General features: G+C 62.8%; 20 protein-coding genes. 13 read left to right on the forward strand and 7 right to left on the reverse strand.

Annotation, left to right across the window (positions count from 1 at the left end):
- The coding region (locus AC1DEK_RS18625) for a hypothetical protein (protein ID WP_478126764.1) at nucleotides 1-187 on the forward strand (187 nt) is incomplete at its 5' end.
- A gap of 14 nt (nucleotides 188-201) precedes the next feature.
- On the opposite strand, the gene AC1DEK_RS18630 is transcribed toward AC1DEK_RS18625, so the two are convergent.
- From AC1DEK_RS18630 to phaC, 3 genes are all read right to left on the reverse strand, one after another.
- The gene (locus tag AC1DEK_RS18630; protein WP_478126765.1) at nucleotides 202-885 is read right to left on the reverse strand and encodes an RraA family protein; all 684 of its coding nucleotides are present in this window, start codon (nucleotides 883-885) and stop codon (nucleotides 202-204) included.
- Nucleotides 886-966: 81 nt separating this feature from the next.
- The gene (locus tag AC1DEK_RS18635) at nucleotides 967-2,145 is read right to left on the reverse strand and encodes an acetyl-CoA C-acetyltransferase (RefSeq protein WP_478126766.1); all 1,179 of its coding nucleotides are present in this window, start codon (nucleotides 2,143-2,145) and stop codon (nucleotides 967-969) included.
- 58 nt (nucleotides 2,146-2,203) lie between these two features.
- Entirely contained in the window at nucleotides 2,204-3,955 is a 1,752-nt protein-coding gene (gene phaC / locus AC1DEK_RS18640) for a class I poly(R)-hydroxyalkanoic acid synthase (protein WP_478126767.1), read from the reverse strand.
- A gap of 105 nt (nucleotides 3,956-4,060) precedes the next feature.
- Between phaC and AC1DEK_RS18645 the strand changes: the two genes are divergently transcribed.
- The gene (locus AC1DEK_RS18645; RefSeq protein ID WP_478126768.1) at nucleotides 4,061-4,348 is read left to right on the forward strand and encodes a hypothetical protein; all 288 of its coding nucleotides are present in this window, start codon (nucleotides 4,061-4,063) and stop codon (nucleotides 4,346-4,348) included.
- On the opposite strand, the gene pgeF is transcribed toward AC1DEK_RS18645, so the two are convergent.
- Together pgeF and maiA are read right to left on the reverse strand one after the other, a co-directional pair.
- Nucleotides 4,280-5,053, reverse strand: coding sequence for a peptidoglycan editing factor PgeF (gene pgeF, locus AC1DEK_RS18650; RefSeq protein WP_478126769.1), 774 nt, complete (start codon nucleotides 5,051-5,053; stop codon nucleotides 4,280-4,282). The two genes, AC1DEK_RS18645 and pgeF, sit on opposite strands and share 69 nt — an antisense overlap.
- Nucleotides 5,050-5,688: a maleylacetoacetate isomerase gene (gene maiA, locus AC1DEK_RS18655; protein WP_478127075.1), complete on the reverse strand. Its 639-nt coding sequence runs from the start codon at nucleotides 5,686-5,688 to the stop codon at nucleotides 5,050-5,052. The genes pgeF and maiA overlap by 4 nt, the downstream gene beginning before the upstream one ends.
- A 102-nt stretch (nucleotides 5,689-5,790) precedes the next feature.
- Between maiA and AC1DEK_RS18660 the strand changes: the two genes are divergently transcribed.
- The 5 genes from AC1DEK_RS18660 (at nucleotide 5,791) to AC1DEK_RS18680 (ending at nucleotide 9,926) form a co-directional block, all read left to right on the forward strand.
- Nucleotides 5,791-6,492 carry a fumarylacetoacetate hydrolase family protein gene (locus AC1DEK_RS18660; protein WP_478126770.1) on the forward strand — a complete coding sequence of 234 codons (702 nt, stop codon included), beginning with the start codon at nucleotides 5,791-5,793 and terminating at the stop codon, nucleotides 6,490-6,492.
- 7 nt (nucleotides 6,493-6,499) lie between these two features.
- The gene (locus tag AC1DEK_RS18665) at nucleotides 6,500-7,051 is read left to right on the forward strand and encodes an NUDIX hydrolase (protein ID WP_478126771.1); all 552 of its coding nucleotides are present in this window, start codon (nucleotides 6,500-6,502) and stop codon (nucleotides 7,049-7,051) included.
- Nucleotides 7,048-7,521, forward strand: coding sequence for a CreA family protein (locus AC1DEK_RS18670; protein ID WP_478126772.1), 474 nt, complete (start codon nucleotides 7,048-7,050; stop codon nucleotides 7,519-7,521). Before AC1DEK_RS18665 ends, AC1DEK_RS18670 begins: the two co-directional genes overlap by 4 nt.
- 15 nt (nucleotides 7,522-7,536) lie before the next feature.
- Entirely contained in the window at nucleotides 7,537-9,318 is a 1,782-nt protein-coding gene (locus tag AC1DEK_RS18675) for an ABC transporter ATP-binding protein (protein ID WP_478126773.1), read from the forward strand.
- 62 nt (nucleotides 9,319-9,380) lie between these two features.
- Entirely contained in the window at nucleotides 9,381-9,926 is a 546-nt protein-coding gene (locus AC1DEK_RS18680; protein WP_478126774.1) for a murein hydrolase activator EnvC family protein, read from the forward strand.
- A 30-nt stretch (nucleotides 9,927-9,956) separates the two neighbouring features.
- Here the strand turns inward: AC1DEK_RS18680 and AC1DEK_RS18685 are convergent, their stop codons facing one another.
- The gene (locus tag AC1DEK_RS18685; protein WP_478126775.1) at nucleotides 9,957-10,391 is read right to left on the reverse strand and encodes a DUF1810 domain-containing protein; all 435 of its coding nucleotides are present in this window, start codon (nucleotides 10,389-10,391) and stop codon (nucleotides 9,957-9,959) included.
- A gap of 190 nt (nucleotides 10,392-10,581) precedes the next feature.
- Here AC1DEK_RS18685 and AC1DEK_RS18690 point away from each other — a divergent pair, with 190 nt between their 5' ends.
- Both AC1DEK_RS18690 and AC1DEK_RS18695 read left to right on the forward strand, forming a co-directional pair.
- The gene (locus tag AC1DEK_RS18690; protein ID WP_478126776.1) at nucleotides 10,582-10,794 is read left to right on the forward strand and encodes a hypothetical protein; all 213 of its coding nucleotides are present in this window, start codon (nucleotides 10,582-10,584) and stop codon (nucleotides 10,792-10,794) included.
- Between the two features lie 372 nt (nucleotides 10,795-11,166).
- The gene (locus tag AC1DEK_RS18695; protein ID WP_478126777.1) at nucleotides 11,167-11,793 is read left to right on the forward strand and encodes a hypothetical protein; all 627 of its coding nucleotides are present in this window, start codon (nucleotides 11,167-11,169) and stop codon (nucleotides 11,791-11,793) included.
- A 43-nt stretch (nucleotides 11,794-11,836) separates the two neighbouring features.
- On the opposite strand, the gene AC1DEK_RS18700 is transcribed toward AC1DEK_RS18695, so the two are convergent.
- Nucleotides 11,837-12,742, reverse strand: a complete 906-nt coding sequence (locus tag AC1DEK_RS18700; protein ID WP_478126778.1) for a LysR family transcriptional regulator — start codon at nucleotides 12,740-12,742, stop codon at nucleotides 11,837-11,839.
- Nucleotides 12,743-13,020: 278 nt separating this feature from the next.
- On the opposite strand from AC1DEK_RS18700, the gene AC1DEK_RS18705 reads away from it, so the two are divergent.
- The 4 genes from AC1DEK_RS18705 (at nucleotide 13,021) to AC1DEK_RS18720 (ending at nucleotide 17,733) form a co-directional block, all read left to right on the forward strand.
- On the forward strand, nucleotides 13,021-14,052 hold the full coding sequence (locus AC1DEK_RS18705; RefSeq protein WP_478127076.1) for an alpha/beta hydrolase: 1,032 nt from the start codon (nucleotides 13,021-13,023) through the stop codon (nucleotides 14,050-14,052).
- Nucleotides 14,053-14,144: 92 nt separating this feature from the next.
- The gene (locus AC1DEK_RS18710; protein ID WP_478127077.1) at nucleotides 14,145-15,275 is read left to right on the forward strand and encodes an MFS transporter; all 1,131 of its coding nucleotides are present in this window, start codon (nucleotides 14,145-14,147) and stop codon (nucleotides 15,273-15,275) included.
- Nucleotides 15,276-15,833: 558 nt separating this feature from the next.
- The gene (locus AC1DEK_RS18715; protein WP_478126779.1) at nucleotides 15,834-16,169 is read left to right on the forward strand and encodes an RES family NAD+ phosphorylase; all 336 of its coding nucleotides are present in this window, start codon (nucleotides 15,834-15,836) and stop codon (nucleotides 16,167-16,169) included.
- 625 nt (nucleotides 16,170-16,794) lie between these two features.
- On the forward strand, nucleotides 16,795-17,733 hold the full coding sequence (locus tag AC1DEK_RS18720; RefSeq protein WP_478126780.1) for a LysR family transcriptional regulator: 939 nt from the start codon (nucleotides 16,795-16,797) through the stop codon (nucleotides 17,731-17,733).
- Nucleotides 17,734-17,746 lie beyond the last annotated feature (13 nt).

Genomic DNA, 17,746 nt, shown 5'->3' on the forward strand with positions numbered 1-17,746 from the left:
AGGCGCGCTGGACTCGGCTCTCAAACGAATTGCCGGTGTGCCGACGGTCGAAAGCCTGAACACGCCGATTTCTCAGAGCACTCAGGCTTGGGAGCAAGCCATGGAACGAGATCAGCAGCAAGTTCAAGAGCGCACGCTGGAACAGCCACTCACCATGCTGCGACAAGCGCGGGCAATGAGTCTCTGAGCCGAAAAAAACGACTACATCACGCCAAAGGTCGCCAGCGCCTCGCAGGCACTCATGCCATCCTTGATCGCATCCGCCACCTTGTTTTCGGTGCGCACCTTGTCCAGTGCCTTTGCCACGGCTTCCGCCTCGACCGCGCGCGGAATCACCAGCACACCCTCGCGATCACCGAACAGCAAATCGCCCGGTGCAATACGTACGCCGTCGATCTCGATCGTGCAGCGATAGTCGATCACCTGCCCCCGCACTCCCTGGTCCTGCGCATAAGTGCCTCGGCAAAACACATTGAACCCGAGACGCTCGATTTCATTGGCGTCGCGCACGTAGCCGTCAAGAATGGCGCCCGCGGCCTTGAGGTGCTGCGCCCGCGTCGACATCAAGCCGCCCCAGAGCGCATAGCGCAACGAGGCGCCCGTGGCGATATAGATTTCGCCCGCCTTCAGATCGTCGAGCGCCTCGAGCATCAGTCCGAAGGGCTTGCCCGACAGCGGCCCGGCCGATCGATTGCCGTCATTGATGACGTCCGCCTCGAGCACCGGCATTGCACGCCCGACGATGCGCATCGTCTTCTCCAGCGGCGCGATGCCCGCGGGAAGAAACTGGTGCTGATAGCCCATCGTGTCGAGCACATCACCTACCGCAGCAACGAAGAGTTCGTCGCGGATTTGCTGGAACAGGGCGTGGTCGCTGTCGTTCATCGTCTTTCCTTGTGGTTCAAATCGGAAATGAAAAAAGCCGCGCCCTGGGACGCGGCTTGTTGTTGTCCAACGCAATCGCGCTCAACGCTCAATCGTCAGGGCAACCCCCATGCCACCGCCGATGCACAGCGACGCAATGCCCTTCTTGGCGTTCTGCCGCTGCATCTCGTGCAGCAAGGTCACCAAGATGCGGCAACCGGACGCACCGATCGGATGGCCGATCGCGATCGCACCGCCGTTCACGTTGACCTTGTTCACGTCCCAGCCCATTTCGCGATTCACGGCGCAGGCTTGCGCAGCAAAGGCTTCGTTGATTTCGAGCACGTCCAGGTCCTGGGACTTCCAGCCCGCGCGCTGCAACGCCTTCTGCGATGCCGGCACGGGTCCCATGCCCATGAATGCAGGATCGAGGCCGGTGCTCGCGTAGCTGGCAATGCGGCCAAGCGGCTTGAGCCCGAGCGCCGCGGCCTTCTTGGCGGTCATCACCATCACCGCGGCAGCGCCGTCGTTCAGGCCGGAAGCGTTGCCGGCCGTCACACCACCCGCCTTGTCGAAGGCGGGGCGCAGGCCCGCGAGCCCTTCGGCACTGGTCTTGCGATTGATGAACTCATCCTTGTCGAAGACGATCGGGTCGCCCTTCTTCTGCGGGATGTTGACGGCGACGATCTCGTCCTTGAACTTGCCGGCGTCCTGCGCAGCGGCGGCCTTGGTCTGGCTGCCCAGTGCGAGTTCATCCTGGGCGGAGCGGCTGATGTCGTATTTCTTGGCGACGTTCTCGGCGGTGATGCCCATGTGGTACTGGTTGTACACGTCCCACAGGCCGTCGATGATCATCGAATCGACCAGCTTCCAGTCGCCCATGCGCTGGCCGTTGCGCGAATTGGGCAGCACGTGCGGCGCGAGGCTCATGCTTTCCTGCCCGCCGGCAACGACGATTTCGCTGTCGCCGGTGGCCACGGCCTGTGCGGCCAGCATCACTGCCTTGAGCCCCGAACCGCAAACGGCATTGATCGTGAGCGCCGGAACCGAATTGACGATGCCGCTCTTCAGCAGCGCCTGGCGCGCGGGATTCTGTCCGCTGCCCGCCGTCAGGACCTGGCCCATGATGACTTCGCCGATCTGGTCATTGCCGACCTTGGCGCGCGCGAGCACTTCCTTGATCACGAGCGCGCCCAATTCCGTCGCAGGAATGTTGGCCAGCGAGCCGCCAAACTTGCCGACGGCCGTGCGTGCGGCTGAAACGATGACGATGTCTTCCATGATGTGCTCTCCGATGCGTGGATTGAAATGACAGTTGAAACGACGGGAAAGGGGCGGTTCAGGCTTTTGCTTTGACGTAGCGACCCGGCGCCGGCTCCAGCGCCTTGTAGGCGGTGCCCTTGCCGTAGGTCTTGGGGGCAGGGATCTGCTTGCCCGCATGGGTCTTGAGCCAGTTGGACCAGTCGGTCCACCAGCTTCCGGGGTGTTCGGTCGCGCCGCTCAGCCACTCGGCTTGCGTCTTGGGCAGCTTGCCGTCTTCGCGGATCCAGTGGCTTCGCTTCTTCTTCGCCGGTGGATTGATGACGCCGGCAATATGGCCGGACGCCCCCATCACGAAGCGCTTCTTGCCCTGCAGGAGTTGCGTCGACGCATAGGCCCCGCCGATCGGCACGATGTGGTCTTCACGCGAGCCGTAGATGTAGACCGGCGCATCGATCGCACCAAGGTCCACCTTCTCGCCCGCCACGGTCACTGCACCGGGCACCGCCAGTTTGTTCTCGTGATAGGTGTTGCGCAGGTACCAGCAGTACATCGGTCCCGGGAGGTTGGTCGCGTCGCTGTTCCAGTAAAGCAGGTCGAACGGAGGCGGCGTTTCGCCCTTCAGGTAGTTGCCGACGACGTAGTTCCAGACCAGGTCGTTGGGCCGCAGAAAGCTGAAGGTCGACGCGAGTTCGCCACCTTGCAGCAGCCCGCCCTTCCCCATCTGCATTTCGCGGAACTGCACGAAAGGCTCGTCGATGAAGATGTCGAGCACGCCGGTGTCGGTGAAATCCAGCAAAGTCGTCAGCAACGTCACTGAAGATGCCGGCTGTTCGCCACGCGCAGCGAGCACAGCCAGCGCCGTACTCAGGATGGTGCCGCCGACGCAGAAGCCCAGCGTGTCGATCTTTCCACCCTTCTTGTTCTGGCCGGTGATTTCCTGCGCGACATGAATCGCCTTGATGGCGCCGTCCTCCACGTACTGGTCCCACGTGTATTGCGCCATCGATGGATCCGGATTGCGCCAACTGACGACGAACACGCGATGCCCCTGCTCCACCGCATAGCGGATCAGCGAATTCTCGGGCTGCAGGTCGAGGATGTAGAACTTGTTGATGCAAGGCGGCACGAGCAGCAGAGGCCGTTCATACACCTTGGCCGTGAGCGGCTTGTATTCGAGCAGTTGGAAGAGATTGTTCTCGAAAACGACCGCGCCCTCGGTGGTGCCGACATTGCGGCCCACTTCGAACGCGCTTTCATCCGTCATGCTCAGGTGGCCCTGCTGCACGTCGTGGAGAAGGTTCTGGATCCCCTTCGCGATGCTCTCACCGTGCGTTTCGATGGCCTTCTTCTGGGCCTCGGCGTTGAATGCAAGGTAATTGCTCGGCGACGAAGCCGCCATCCACTGCTCCACCGCGAAGCGTAGGCGGGCGCGAGTCTTGGCATCGGCTTCGACCGCCTCGGCCATACTGAGGAGCGTCCGCGCGTTCAACAGGTAAACAGCTGCGGCAAACGATGAAACCGGATTGCTGCCCCACGCTTCGCTGGCGAAACGCTTGTCCGTTGCCGACCGGCTGGCCATGTCCTGACGCCAAAGCTCCGTGGCTTCGCTGATGTACTGCTGCTGCAGTTCCTGGAGTTTCTCGGTGGAAAGGAAGAGTTTCGGGAGATCCCAGGGCGCGTGGTGCCCGTCGCCCTGGATGCCCTGCGTGGCTTGGGCGCCCTGCAAGCCCAGTGATTGGAAGGATTCGAGCGCCTTGCTCCATCCCTCTGAAAGCGCCTGCTGAAAGGGCGCAAAAGGCTCTGCCGCCGCAGTGTGTTCTTGTTTCATCATGTCTCCTGCTGCCTCACCTCTTCAGAACGGGATTTGAGTATGCTGCATTCGCAACCGCCTCACCAGCAAGACCTCCGATAACTTCCTGAAACAAAACCGTCTATGCACCTTGTCGTGATCGCGTGGCTCTACGTTGCCTTGATGATGGCAGTCGCCGAGGCGACCAACACCAACGGCACCGTGCTGGGCGCCGTCTTCACCTTTCTACTCTATGGGCTGGCGCCGGTGGCACTGGTGGTTTACCTGATGGCCACGCCCGCACGGCGCCGCGCTCTGAAGGCGCGTGAAGCGGCTGCGCGAGAGGCGGCGATCCGGGCGCATTCAGCCGCGCCAGATGCAGGCGGCGAAGCGGCCGCTGAACCGGTCCCGCCGGTGCGAGAAAAAGCGTAACGGGTTGTGGACGGTGCACCAGGCGTCGCTGCTGTCGTTTCCGTGCAGTAGGGTGACGCCGGCAGCAACCAGGCGCTGGCGGGCCAAGCCCGCCAAGTCTGCCATCCATTTGCCTGCAGCCATTGGAGTGCCTGTGCTGTCCGCCGCGACGAAACATTTACGCGCCTCGGGTGAAACTGCTTCAAATGCAGCACGAACCTCATCGCCCACTTCGAAGGCGTCGGGGCCGATGCACGGACCGAGCCATGCCATGACACTGCCCGCACCGCCGTCGGCTTGAAAAGTCTCCAGCGTGCGTTCGATCACACCGGCGGCAAGCCCGCGCCAACCGGCATGCGCCGCGGCGACTCGCCTGCCAGCCATGTCGGTGAACAGCACCGGCAGGCAATCGGCGACCATGATCGTGCAGGCGATGCCGCTTACATCGGTGGTGCAGGCGTCGGCAGCCGCGCCGTCCACGCTGGAGGCATCGAGCGCGAGCACTCCCGTTCCATGGACTTGCTGCAGGAACACCGGCCGTGCGCCGATCGCGTCGCGAAGGGCTTGCCGGTTGGATTGCACCGCGGACGGGTTGTCGCCCACGTGGTCGCCAAGGTTCAGGCCCTCGTAGTTCGCGGTCGATATCCCGCCTGCACGCGTCGTGCACAACGCCTTTACGCCGGGCGGCGCCGGCCATTGCGGGACGAGCCAGTCAGGATCGATCACGCTTCAGCGTCAGGGCATTGCGAAGGTTGGGCGCGCTGGAAGGCTTCCAGCTGCATGCACGCCTCGAAAGCTGCCATCGTGCGCGGCAAGCCCGAAAAGTCGCAATCAAAGCGCTGCCCGTTGAAAATCTGCGGCACCAGGCAGCAATCGGCCATCGTCGGCGTGTTGCCGTAGCAGTACGTGCCGGCGGGCAGCAACGCAAGCTGACGCTCGAACGCCAGCATGCCTTCGCGTACCCAGTGGCGATACCACGCGTTCTTGGCGTCGTCGTCCAGCTTGAGTTCGCGGACCAGGTACTTCAGCACGCGAAGGTTGTTCAGCGGATGGATTTCGCAGGCAATCGACTCCGACAGCGCCCGCACGCGTGCCCGGCCCACCGGATCATGCGGCAGCAGGGCCGGCTCGGGGTGGATTTCGTCCAGGTATTCGATGATGGCCATCGACTGCGTAAAGCGTTCGCCATCGTCTTCGAGAAGGGGCACCAGCATGTCCGGCGAGATGGCCGAGAAGGGCCCCGTCTTGTGCTCGCCGCGGGCGATATGCACCGGGATGTAGTCGTAGTCCAGTCCCTTGAGATTCAGCGCAATGCGGACGCGGAACGATGCGGAGGATCGGAAATAGTTGTGCAGCTTCATCATGGCGCAAGCATATCCCCGCCCGGCGCCCACAGCCCTGGCGCGGACAACGCACCCTGCCCTCTGGCACACTGCCATCTTCGCTGAAAAGGACGTTTTTTCATGGCCTCCGAATACGTTTTCACCCCCTGCCCTGTCGTTTCGATCCCTGTCGTCGGCCAACCCGGCCGCTTTCCGGTGCACCGCATCTATTGCGTCGGCCGCAACTACGAGGAACACGCCAAGGAAATGGGGTTTACCGGCCGCGAGCCGCCCTTCTTCTTCATGAAGCCGGCCGACGCCGTGGTGGTGGTCGATGCCGGAACCACCGGCACTATGGCCTATCCGACGCTCACCAAGAACCTGCACCACGAGATCGAACTCGTTGCAGCGATCGGAACCGGCGGAAAGAACATCAAGGCCGCCGACGCGCACAAACACATCTTCGGCTATGCCGTGGGCCTCGACATGACCCGCCGTGATCTGCAGAACGACATGAAGAAGCAGGGTCGTCCGTGGGACATCGGCAAGAGCTTCGAGCAGAGCGCGCCCATCGGGCCGATCGTGCCGGTCGCGGAGGCGGGCGATGTCGAGAAGGCGGAGATTTCGGTGACCGTGGGCGGCGTCGACCGGCAGCGGAGCAACGTGAGCAAGCTGATCTGGAGCATCGGCGAAACCATCGAGCATCTGTCGGCCGCCTGGGAATTGCAACCCGGCGACCTGATCTTCACCGGCACGCCGGAAGGCGTTGCAGCGGTGGTCGCAGGAGACACGCTCGTCGGCGAAATCACCGGCCTGCCGTCGCTCACGGTCAAGGTCGTCTGAAACCGGCATGTTCCTGCGCGTCCCCATCAAGCACTGCAAGAACTGCGGCACGGCGGTGGTGTACCGCATTCCTGACGACGGCGACACCAAGGAGCGCGCCGTCTGTCCGGCCTGCAACACGATCCACTACGAAAACCCGCTGAACGTGGTGGGCACGATCCCCGTGCTGGGCGACCGCGTGCTGCTTTGCAAGCGCAACATCGAGCCGCGATGGGGCAAGTGGACGTTGCCGGCGGGCTTCATGGAGCTGAACGAAACGACTGAGCAAGGCGCAGCACGCGAAACCGACGAGGAAGCCGGTGCCGAATACGAGATGGAAGGCCTGTTCGCGGTGATGAGTGTCGTGCGGGTGGGGCAAGTGCACCTCTTCTACCGCGCGCGTCTCTTGAGCGACAGGTTCGATCCGGGTCACGAGACGATCGAGGCGAAGCTCTTCACCGAGGACGAGATTCCCTGGGACGAAATCGCCTTCCGCACGGTCAAGGAGGCGCTCCGGTTTTACTTCGAGGATCGGCGGCGCGGCAGCTTCGATCGCGTTCATACCCTGGACATCGCATGAAGCGGCTGAAGTCTTGCGCCGTCATCGTGGGCTTGTTGGCAACGACGCTGGCGCGCGCGGAGCCCGTGGGCGAAGTCGACACCGTCTTCAAGCTGATCGGCCCCGACCACAAGATCGTCGTCGAAGCCTATGACGACCCGAAGGTCAACGGCGTCACCTGCTATGTTTCGCGCGCCAAGACGGGCGGCGTGTCCGGCGCGCTCGGATTGGCCGAAGACAAGTCCGAGGCTTCGATCGCATGCCGGCAAGTCGGACCCGTGAGCATTGTCCAGCCGCTGCCGAAGCGCGAAGAGGTCTATAGCGAGCGCCTGTCGGTCATGTTCAAGCGGTTGCGCGTCGTACGGATGGTCGACGCGAAGCGCAACACGCTCGTCTACCTGACCTATTCCGATCTCCTCATCGATGGCTCCCCGAAGAACAGTGTCACTGCTGTTCCGATCGACCGCGCGACGCCGATCCCGCAAAAATAACGCGAGCAGCCGCGCATGAACACGAGCGCACCAGGCAACGCTGTCCGCGAGCTGTTCGCGGCTCTGTGGCGCTACGCCGAGGGCGCACGACCGCAGTTGCTCACCGCGACGGTGCTTCTCACCTGTTCGCAGCTCTTGCGGCTTACCATGCCGTGGTTCGCAGCGCAGGCGATCAACGCGCTGCAGACCGGCGACATCGGCCGCGCGGGCCGCTGGATCGCCGCGCTGTCGGGGGTGTATGTCTTCTCATGGGCAATCCACGGGCCTGGACGCATCCTCGAGCGCAATGTCGGCCTGCGCGTGCGCGAAAAACTGGCCGACACGCTCTATGCGCGCATCGCCTCGGCGCCGCTGGTCTGGCACGACGCGCACCATTCGGGCGAATTGCAGCACCGGGTGCATCAAGCGAGCCGCGCGCTCTCGGATTTCGCGCAGAACCAGTTCATCTATCTCACCAACATCGTCAACTTCATCGGCCCACTGATTGCACTGACCCTGCTTTCGCGCAGCAGTGGCGCGATGGCCATCGTCGGCTATGTGGTGATCGCTGTCGTGATCGTTCGCTTCGACCGCTCGCTGATGCGGCTCGCGCGCGTCGAGAACGATGCCGACCGCCGCTACGTCGCGGCGCTGCTCGATTTTCTCGGCAATGCATCGACGGTCATCGGCTTGCGCCTGTCGGCCGCATCGCGATGGCTCCTGGGCCGGCGGATGGAAGCCATCTCCGAGCCAATGAAGCGCACCGTCGTGCTGAACGAAGGCAAGTGGTTCGCCGTCGACCTGATGGGGTTGGCGTTGACCTGGGGCCTCGTCGTGATCTACGTCTGGCAGTCGCGCGCGCCAGGCCAGACGGTGTTGCTCGGCGGCGTGTTCATGATTTATCAGTATGCGCAACAGGCGGCGAGCGTTGTGTCGTCGATGGCAGCGAACTTTCAGTTCTTCGCGCGGATGCACACCGACTACAGCAGCGCAGCGCCCATCTGGGAAGCGCCTTCGCGGGTTGCCGATCTTGCGGACGAACGCATCGACAGCCAAGCCAATTGGCAGACGATCGAGGTCAGCGGATTGGTGTGGAACTACCGTCCGCGCGGCATGCAAGCGGCCGGCGAGACGGCGCGCAGCGGCCTGCATGAAGTGTCCCTCGCGCTCCGGCGAGGCGAACGCATTGCCTTGGTCGGCCCGAGCGGCGGGGGCAAGAGCACCTTGCTGCGCGTGCTCGCGGGCCTCTATGCCCCACAGGCGGGCACGGTGTTCATCGACGGGCAACCGCAACCCTGGCCTCTATTGCGAACCTTCGCGACGCTGATTCCGCAGGAGACCGAAGTTTTCGAGGCCAGCGTGCGCGAGAACCTGAGCTTCGGCCAGAGCTTCGATGACGCCGATCTTCATGCTGCCATGCACGTCAGCACTTTCGACGACGTGTTGACGTCAACGCACGCGCATCTCGACACACCGCTCTCCGAGCGCGGCTTCAATCTGTCCGGTGGCCAGCGGCAGCGCCTGTCGCTCGCTCGGGGCGTGTTGGCGGCGCAAGGCAGTTCGCTGTTGCTGCTCGACGAACCGACCAGCGCCCTCGACGCAGCAACCGAGGCGCGTGTCCTCGAACGGATGGCCGGTGCGTTTCCCAATGCTTGCGTGATCGCTTCGATCCACCGCCTGAGCTTGCTGGACCGATTCGACACTGTCGTTCTGATGGAGGCCGGAAGGGTCGTCGATGCAGGGCCACGCGACGCGCTCCTGGCGCGCCAGCAAAGCCTTCGCAGCACCGCGGCACCGGCCGCAACCGCGCCGTGCTAAAAATGCTCCCTCGCCGTGAGGCCGAGGAATCCCTCGCCTAGACCTCGTTTCGAAGAAAAGCCATGCAAGTTCAGACCTACCTCCTTCGCCTCGCGATTTCATCGATCGCAGCGGCCTCCTTGGTCGCATGTACGACCACACCGATGTCCACGCCGCAAAGCCAGGCCCCCGCGCCTGGGTTCTACCCATTGCCGCCCGCCTCGGCACCCCGCGCCACACCGCCTGCGCCCAAGCCGCAGGCGATATTCATTCGGCCCGCTCCAGGGCGCACGCTTTCCACTTTCGACGGCGGGCAAAACAAAGGCATCGACATTGCGGGCAACTTGGGCGACCCGATCGTGGCGGCGGCCGATGGGCGCGTCGTGTATGTCGGCGGCGAACTGCGCGGCTACGGCAACATGGTGATCGTCAAGCACAACGAAACCTTTCTCACTGCCTACGCGCATGCGCAGACCATCAACGTGAAGGAAAACGAGGTGGTGCGCCAAGGCCAGAAGATCGCCGAGATGGGCAACAGCGGCGCCGAACGCGTCAAGCTCCACTTCGAGATTCGCAAGCAAGGCGTCGCCGTGGATCCCGAGCCATACCTCAACGGCGATCTGCACTAGCGCCGGCCTGTCTATTGGGGCAGCCTTCGGCTAGCTTCCCCCCTGCAGGAGCCGCAAGGTGCCGCGGTCGGTGCTGCCGCCGAAGTATTTTTGAAGGCACGCGCGAAACACTGGAGTCGATGCATCCGCAGTGATCGAAAACAAGGTCATCGATGACCAGAACTTCTGGTCATCGGGCGCACCGAAAATCTCCGCGGCGCTGCGACCTTCCACCGCAAAGACCAACTCACTGCATGCCTTCAGCCGCGCACCGAGGACCGGATGCGCGAGGTACGCACGCGCTTCCTCGAGCGATGAAATGGCGTAGCGCTGCGCCATCGCACTTCGTCCGAGGCCAGCCAGTTGAGGGAATATGAACCACATCCAGTGGCTGCGCTTTTTGCCGGCGCGCAGTTCATCCAGGACGTGGTCCATCACGTCCTTCTGGGCATCCGTGAAGCGCTTCAAATCGAAGGGATCGTTCATGAACGAGCTCCTCCTGTAGGTCGCATCTGTCCGCGTATGACGAAGTATGCCGCGTGCTTTTCAGGTTGTGGAAGGGTGAAATCCATAAGTAGATAAGGAGACCACCATGCACTGCGAAGCGATCCATTGTCCCGATTCGGAGACAGTGAGGTTTGCAATTTATCCGGACGGCTTCGATGGACCCCGCATCATGGCTCACGTATCCGATGAGGCACTTCTCGAAATTTTCGGCTCAGGCGAAGGCGAGGAAGACCTCGTCGAGACCTGCGACGCAAGCTTCGACGTGATCGAACCGCTGGCCCTGGCGCGCCACAGGGCAGCGCCTTCCCTGCCCGTCAAGTTGGAGATCGCTGATTTCCTGTCGTTCGTGTCGCATTCGGTCGCTGAGATACATTGCGTTTGAGTGTCTCGTTGCCGAAGCGCGTTGCTGCTGTCTCAACAGCGTGACGCGTACGGCGCCATTCCGGGTGAATGTTCAGCCCTCGTCTTACAAGCGGCGGCTTGCTGTCCTCCGATAAAGCGTGATTGCGCGGATCTGCGCCGGACAGAGTGCTATTGCGCTGTCTGGCGAGTGCCCGCAAGCGAAGGGGCCCTGAAGATGACTGAGTTTGCTGCGTCCGCCTGGCCCGTTGCGCCAGACACGAACATTGCCTATGCCGAGATAAGCGACTATCTCGGCTTGATGTTTCATAAGGGCGTCGCAACCGCAAGTTGCCCGTCGTGCCATACGGTCAATCGAGGGTGCGTCACCCGTTGCCGCGCGTGCGGAGAGGCAATGCCGACCGGGGTCGATGAGCAGATCGACACTTCCTCGTCGCGGCACGCCGCTCGCAAGGGCGAGTTGCTGAACTCGAACTATCGCCCGCTCCGCAATGTTCTCTTTCTTGTGCTGACGCCCGCGGTGCTGCTTTCTTCGATGTTCGTCGGTTGGGAAATGTCCCGCTCTGCGTCCAGAACGGTCCCCGAAGTTGCGCAGACGGCACGAGTGGCGCGAGCGCAGACCGTTGCGCCCAACCTGTCCCCACCTCCTTCTACGCTGCAAGCGCCCAGGAAGTTGCAGGAAATCGCGTTGGTCACCCCGGAGAGGGACCACAGCGAAGCCGATGCAGCGCCTCGGCCTCAAGAATCGACCGTCGAGGCTGAAGACGACGACGCGGGTGCACTCTCCCCTCGCTCGTCGTCATCCGTGCCTCGCAAGGCTTCGAACGGCAGCCGCTCGCGCGCGGTGAGGGCGACGTCGGACCCGCTCGCCGCGTGCAGGGACCAAGTCTTCTTCGCTCGCGCCATTTGCATCAACACACGATGTGCGGAACCCGGCGCATCGCGTTTCGGGCAGTGCCGGCAGGCCCTCCGCCAGCGCAAGATCGACGAAGCACGGCGCAACCCGACATTGGTGGGGTGATGTGCGGACACTGCGATATCGCTGCCTCGCAGAAACCCGACACCTACTGCTGTCGTGACCCACTGAAGCGCAGCGCTTTCACGATCAGCGAAAAAGCCGGCGACGGTTGGCGCTTGCTGGGGTAGTACAGGTGGTAGCCGGCGAATTTCGGACACCAGTCCTGCAGCACCCGAACGAGTCTTCCGGATTCGATGTGCACCATCAACTCATCTTCCGGCAGCAGCGAAATTCCCAGCCCGGCCAGCGCCGCATCCACCTGCGGCGGCGCCGTGTTGAAGATGAGAGGACCATCGACTCGCACGTTGACCTTTCGCCCGCGCTTTTCGAAATCCCAAACGTACAGTCCACCCGATGTCGGCATCCGCTGATTAATGCATTGATGCGCTGTCAGTTCGGCCGGCGTCTTGGGTACGGGATGAACTGCAAAGTACTCCGGTGAAGCCACGACGGCCATTTGCAGCGGTGGGCCGATGGGAACGGCAATCATGTCTTTGTCGATGGTGTTCCCCATGCGAACACCAGCGTCGAACCGGTCTGCCACGATGTCCCGAAAACCGTAGTTCATGTCGAACTCGAGCTTGATGTCGGGATACTCGCGCAGCAGCGGCATGAGCTTCGGAAGCAGAACGGTTTGCAGAACGTGATCGCCGCAGGTGATGCGCACCGTGCCTGCAGGCTTGTCGCGCAACTCGGTCAATGCTTCGAGCTCTGCTTCGATCTCGTCGAATCGGTAGCCGATGGCCTTCATGAGCCGCTCGCCGGCCGGGGTGGGCGCGACGCTGCGCGTGGTGCGCGTCAACAAACGGATCTTCAAGCCTTCCTCCAACCCGCGGATCGCCTGGCTCAGCGCCGACTGCGTGACACCGAGCGTGCCCGCTGCCTTGGTGAAGCTGCCCTGGCGGGCCACTGTCACGAAAGCAAGCAGGTCGTTGAGGTTGCGGCGAGGCATATCGCTGTCTCACAGGAGAACTGATTAGTGGCGGTAATAAATGTATTAAGCATTCATTACCTAGTCAATCACGCCTCGGGTCGGCAAACTTCCCTCAAGCTGAATGCGAAGACATCGAACGAGGCAAGACATACCCGCCTCGGCACTCACACCACCTCCCAAGGACATCGACCATGAGAACCACAAAGTGCACCTCCGTCGGCGCAGAGCCGGTCGGCCCGGCGAGCGACCGACGCGAATTCCTGAAGATGGCCGCCTCCGGCGCGGCTGCTGTCGGCATGCTGTCGGCGACGGACCCTTCACTGGCGGCAGCACCACCAAAGAGCACAAGCCTGCCCAATGACGCCGACAACTTCTACACGAGCGACCAGGTCACGGTGCGCCAGATCGCCTTCAAGAACCAGTACCAGATGACCGTTGCCGGGAACCTCTTCGCTCCCAAGGCGCTGGACCGGAAGAAGCGCACGCCGGCAATCGTGGTCGGCCACCCCATGGGGGCGGTGAAGGAGCAAAGCGCAAACCTGTACGCCACCAAGATGGCCGAGCGCGGCTTCGTCACGTTGTCGCTCGATCTCCCCTTCTGGGGCGGCAGCGAAGGCCAGCCGCGCAATGCCGTTTCGCCGGACATGTATGCCGAGAGCTTCAGCGCCGCGGTCGACTTCCTCGGCAACCAAGCCTTCGTGGACAGAGAGCAGATCGGAGCCATCGGGGTTTGCGGCAGCGGCAGCTTTGTCGTCAGTGCGGCGAAGATCGATCCGCGCATGAAGGCCATCGCCACGGTGAGCATGTACGACATGGGCTCGGCCAACCGCAATGCGCTCAATCACTCGCAGACGCTGGAGCAGCGCAGACAGATCATTGCCGCGGCCGCGCAGCAACGCCAGGCGGAATTCGACGGGGGCGCCATTCAATACACAGGCGGCACGGTCCTCGAACTGACGGCGGATACAGATCCCATTCAGCGCGAGTTTTTCGATTTCTATCGAACGCCGCGCGGCCAGTTCACGCCACCGGGCGCATCGGCAAGAACCACCACGCGGCCTACGCTGACCAGCAACGTCAAGTTCATGAATTTCTATCCGTTCAACGACATTGAAACGATTTCGCCGCGGCCCATGCTGTTCATCACGGGCGACCATGCGCACTCCAGGGAGTTCAGCGAAGACGCCTACCAGCGCGCAGCCGAACCGAAGGAACTGCACATCGTTCCCGGTGCCGGTCACGTGGACCTCTACGACCGGGTGACCCTGATCCCATGGGACAAGCTGGGGGCGTTCTTCGGCAAGCACCTTGTCGCGGCGGTCGCCTGATGACGGCACAGTCCATCGCCGCATCCACAGGGAGCGGCCCTTTCGACCGCCATGGCAATGCCCCCGCTGCGCATTGGGGAGGCGTCTTCGCGATGGCGCTGTGCGTGTTTGCGCTGATCGCCTCCGAGTTCATGCCGGTGAGTCTGCTGACGCCGCTGGCGTCCGACCTCCAGGTCACCGAAGGCATGGCCGGACAGGGCATCGCAATCTCCGGCGCTTTCGCGGTACTCACAAGCCTGTGCATCCCAGCCATCGCAGTTCGAATCGATCGCAAGATGCTGCTGCTGGCGCTGACGGCGATGATGTGCCTCTCGGGGGCCATCGTCGCGCTCGCGCCGAACTATCAGGCATACATGGCCGGCCGGGTACTGATCGGCGTCGTCATCGGCGGCTTCTGGTCCATGTCGGCCGCCACCGCCATGCAGTTGGTACCGCCTGCCCAGGTGCCTCGCGCCCTGGCCATCTTCAATGGCGGCAATGCGCTGGCCACCGTTGTGGCAGCGCCACTGGGCAGCTATCTCGCTTCGATCGTCGGCTGGCGCGGCGCCTTCTTCTGCCTGGTGCCACTCGCGATCGTTGCATTCATCTGGCAGTGGTTCAGTCTGCCGGCCATGCCCGCGCAGGCACGGACACAGCGCTCCAGCAACGCCTTGAGGCTACTCAAGCGCCCCGTGGTGGCGTTCGGAATGATGGCGGTGGGCATTTTCTTCATGGGCCAGTTCGCGCTTTTCACCTACCTTCGGCCCTTTCTCGAAACAGTGACGCGCGTCAATGCGTCGGCCTTGTCGCTCCTGCTGCTCGCAGTGGGCGTCGCAGGTTTCATCGGCACCACGGTCATCGGCCGATTTTTGAAGATGGGTTTCTACAGCACGCTCGCGGTCATCCCTGTTCTGATGGCCGCCATCGCGGCGGCGCTCATCGCCGCAGGCTCTTCGGTGGTCGCCACGGCAGTTCTGCTGGGTGCCTGGGGGCTCGTAGCAACGGCCGCGCCGGTGGGCTGGTGGACTTGGGTCGCACGAACGCTCCCGGGGGACGCCGAGGCCGGCGGAGGGCTGATGGTGGCGGTGGTCCAGTTCGCTATCGCGCTGGGCTCCACCGCCGGTGGGGTGCTGTTCGATAGCAGGGGGTATCAGAGCACCTTCGCTTTCAGTGCCGGACTGCTGGTGGTTGGCGCGCTCCTGGTTATGGTGACAGCGCGGACGAATCGGACGCCGCCTTCGTGAGCTGTCGAGCTGTGGCTTATGCGGCGGGAAGAGGCTCAGGGCACCGCACAGGAATTCAGTTCGGCAATGAAAAAGGACGTCCGGTGATGAAACCGGACGCCCTTGGACGTTTTGTGAAATCGATCTAAAGAGGGGCTGTGCACCGCATGAATACTGGGCTTCGGCCAATTGGAAGAATCGGAATGGCTGGTTGCCCCTAATCGCATGACCGGCGGCAAGCCCCCGATTGACAAGCTCCGCGAGGGCAATGTCTCGCTGGTTAGGAGCGCGGCGGAAGGCGCATTGGACTACCCGTGAAGCTCGTCACCCCCAAGCTACGGGAGCGCGTCGTCGAGGCCCGTATCGGCCGACTGGCCACGCATCTTGCCGAGCCGGCACCGATCGACACCCGCCAACGCTGGCTTTGGATCAAGCCGCTTTTCAAGTCCTGCGGGAGCACTCCGTGTACTTTGTGCTGCCAACAATTTTGCAACGGCATTCGCAGAAGCCGTCGCGCGCGACCGTTTCGAAGGCAAGACGAGGCGTCTCCTCTATCGACCGCATCTGGAACAGCTGTGCGTGACATCGATCAGTTCGAGCCGCGAATTGACGCTGGTCGATCTGCGAGGTGCCGCCGTCTATGAAGTTGGGATCGATACGGATGCCAGCCGTGCACGCTCTCACGCCTCGGGGCAGGCGCTGTCGGAAGCGGTACACGCTGATATGCCCGATATCGACGGCATTCTCTTCAACTCGCGCTTGACCAGCGGTGACTGCATGGCCATCTACGATCGCACCTTCAAGGCCCTCTCCGGCAGCCCGCCGGTGGCGCTGGTCCAGGCAGCGCTGTTGCCAACCGAGCTTGCCCGCCTTGGCATTACGGTTCGGCGCAAGCGTGGATACGTGCAACCATGACGCGCGCCACCACAGGACACTGCCCATGATGCCAAGGCTGCGCATTCTTTCGGTGTGGCGTTCACGCCCGTTGCACAACACTCGGTCGGCTACGACTTCGGTATCCGTCACGCTTTCTGATCTGACGCTGGCGCAACGGCGTTGGACGCACTGCGGAAGAAGCGAAAGGCAATGCCCATGGAAGCCAAGAGTGCGTGCACCGCCGCCGAGCCGATTGCTCAATGAGCCATGCTGGCGGTACGTCTGCTGCACGCGGCACTCGCGCTTCTTTGCTCCGACCCGTTGCTGCCGCTCACACGTCCAGGTGAACGGCAGCTGTGCACAGCCTCATCCGGTATTCGGCGGCTTTTGAACGTCTCGATTGGCGTAGCGCTGCCGAGATGAGCTGCAGCTTTCTGACATGCCACACTACTGCGACCGACTACCGCCTTACAGCCAATAGCCGCCGCTCGGTGAGCCCGCCTCGAACGACGGCAACCAGAGTCTGAAGCAGCCATTGCAAAATCACACGCCAAGTTCACCACACATGGGCGACGCGTTGCAGTCGACCAAGCGAAGCTCTCTTGAGCATCTCAGCGCCTGATGGATCCTTGATTTTTCGATCGATACTGTACATGCTCGGTCAATGATCGCTGAACTTAAGACCCTCATCGCCGTTTGCAAGTACGGAACATTCGCGTCCGCTGGCGAGCACATCGGCCTGACGCAATCGGCGGTGAGCAGTCAGGTCCGTCGGATTGAGGAGGGCCTTGGCTTCGCTCTGTTCGATCGAACCGGGCGCTCCGCCACCCTCAACGCCGCCGGTCGAACGGTCCTCGAGCGAGCGGAACTCATCTGCACGCTGTTTGCAAAGCTCGGCGATCCGCCCGATGAGCAGTCAACGCAAGGTCTTTTGCGCATTGGCGCGATTGCGTCGGCGCAGTCGACGCTGGTCGTGCGTGCGCTCGACCAGCTCCGCACGGCGCTCCCGCTGGTTCGGGTCCACGTGGCTCCCGGCGTGTCTCTTCGGTTGATGGACGATCTCGATGCCGGAAGCATCGACGCCGCCGTGATGATCCGGCCGCCCTTCGGCATGCCGCCTGACATGACATGGCAGGCGCTCGTCCACGAGCCTTTCGTGCTGATCGTCTCGAAGAATGTTTCGAGCAGCAAGGACTGGCGCGAATTGCTGCGGGTGCAGCCGTTCTTGCGATACGACCGCGTGTCTTTTGGCGGGCGAATGGCAGAAGGCTTCCTGCGGCGGCAAGCGATCAATGTGAAGGAGGGCATCGAGCTCGATGAGATCGCCGCACTCATCCAGCTCGTGGCGAACGGGATGGGCGTCGCGCTCGTCCCGCTCGTCGAAGCCCATTTGCCGTTGCCCGACACCGTCCGGGTGGTGTCGTTGGGCGAGCACACCTTCTATCGGGAGATCGGGCTGCTCCAGCGCCGGGGTCGAGCGAGCTCGCCGATCGTTGCCCATTTTTCGCGTTGCCTGGCGGAAGCTTCGGAGCCCCCCACCACAAAGGCAGGTACTCGGGGTGGCGCGGCGGGCAAGAAGCGGTCTACCCCTTTGCGTTCATGATGTCCTTCCAGCG

Source organism: Variovorax sp. 10N420, assembly GCF_056394705.1.

Coding starts and splice junctions, on each gene's coding strand:
- AC1DEK_RS18690 (WP_478126776.1), top strand. CDS start 10,582: ATGGCTCACGTATCCGATGAGGCACTTCTCGAAATTTTCGGCTCAGGC.
- AC1DEK_RS18660 (WP_478126770.1), top strand. CDS start 5,791: ATGGCCTCCGAATACGTTTTCACCCCCTGCCCTGTCGTTTCGATCCCT.
- AC1DEK_RS18630 (WP_478126765.1), bottom strand. CDS start 885: ATGAACGACAGCGACCACGCCCTGTTCCAGCAAATCCGCGACGAACTC.
- AC1DEK_RS18705 (WP_478127076.1), top strand. CDS start 13,021: ATGCTGTCGGCGACGGACCCTTCACTGGCGGCAGCACCACCAAAGAGC.
- AC1DEK_RS18645 (WP_478126768.1), top strand. CDS start 4,061: ATGCACCTTGTCGTGATCGCGTGGCTCTACGTTGCCTTGATGATGGCA.
- AC1DEK_RS18665 (WP_478126771.1), top strand. CDS start 6,500: ATGTTCCTGCGCGTCCCCATCAAGCACTGCAAGAACTGCGGCACGGCG.
- AC1DEK_RS18685 (WP_478126775.1), bottom strand. CDS start 10,391: ATGAACGATCCCTTCGATTTGAAGCGCTTCACGGATGCCCAGAAGGAC.
- AC1DEK_RS18670 (WP_478126772.1), top strand. CDS start 7,048: ATGAAGCGGCTGAAGTCTTGCGCCGTCATCGTGGGCTTGTTGGCAACG.
- phaC (WP_478126767.1), bottom strand. CDS start 3,955: ATGAAACAAGAACACACTGCGGCGGCAGAGCCTTTTGCGCCCTTTCAG.
- AC1DEK_RS18680 (WP_478126774.1), top strand. CDS start 9,381: ATGCAAGTTCAGACCTACCTCCTTCGCCTCGCGATTTCATCGATCGCA.
- AC1DEK_RS18720 (WP_478126780.1), top strand. CDS start 16,795: ATGATCGCTGAACTTAAGACCCTCATCGCCGTTTGCAAGTACGGAACA.
- maiA (WP_478127075.1), bottom strand. CDS start 5,688: ATGAAGCTGCACAACTATTTCCGATCCTCCGCATCGTTCCGCGTCCGC.
- AC1DEK_RS18675 (WP_478126773.1), top strand. CDS start 7,537: ATGAACACGAGCGCACCAGGCAACGCTGTCCGCGAGCTGTTCGCGGCT.
- AC1DEK_RS18700 (WP_478126778.1), bottom strand. CDS start 12,742: ATGCCTCGCCGCAACCTCAACGACCTGCTTGCTTTCGTGACAGTGGCC.
- AC1DEK_RS18710 (WP_478127077.1), top strand. CDS start 14,145: ATGGCGCTGTGCGTGTTTGCGCTGATCGCCTCCGAGTTCATGCCGGTG.
- AC1DEK_RS18695 (WP_478126777.1), top strand. CDS start 11,167: ATGCCGACCGGGGTCGATGAGCAGATCGACACTTCCTCGTCGCGGCAC.
- AC1DEK_RS18635 (WP_478126766.1), bottom strand. CDS start 2,145: ATGGAAGACATCGTCATCGTTTCAGCCGCACGCACGGCCGTCGGCAAG.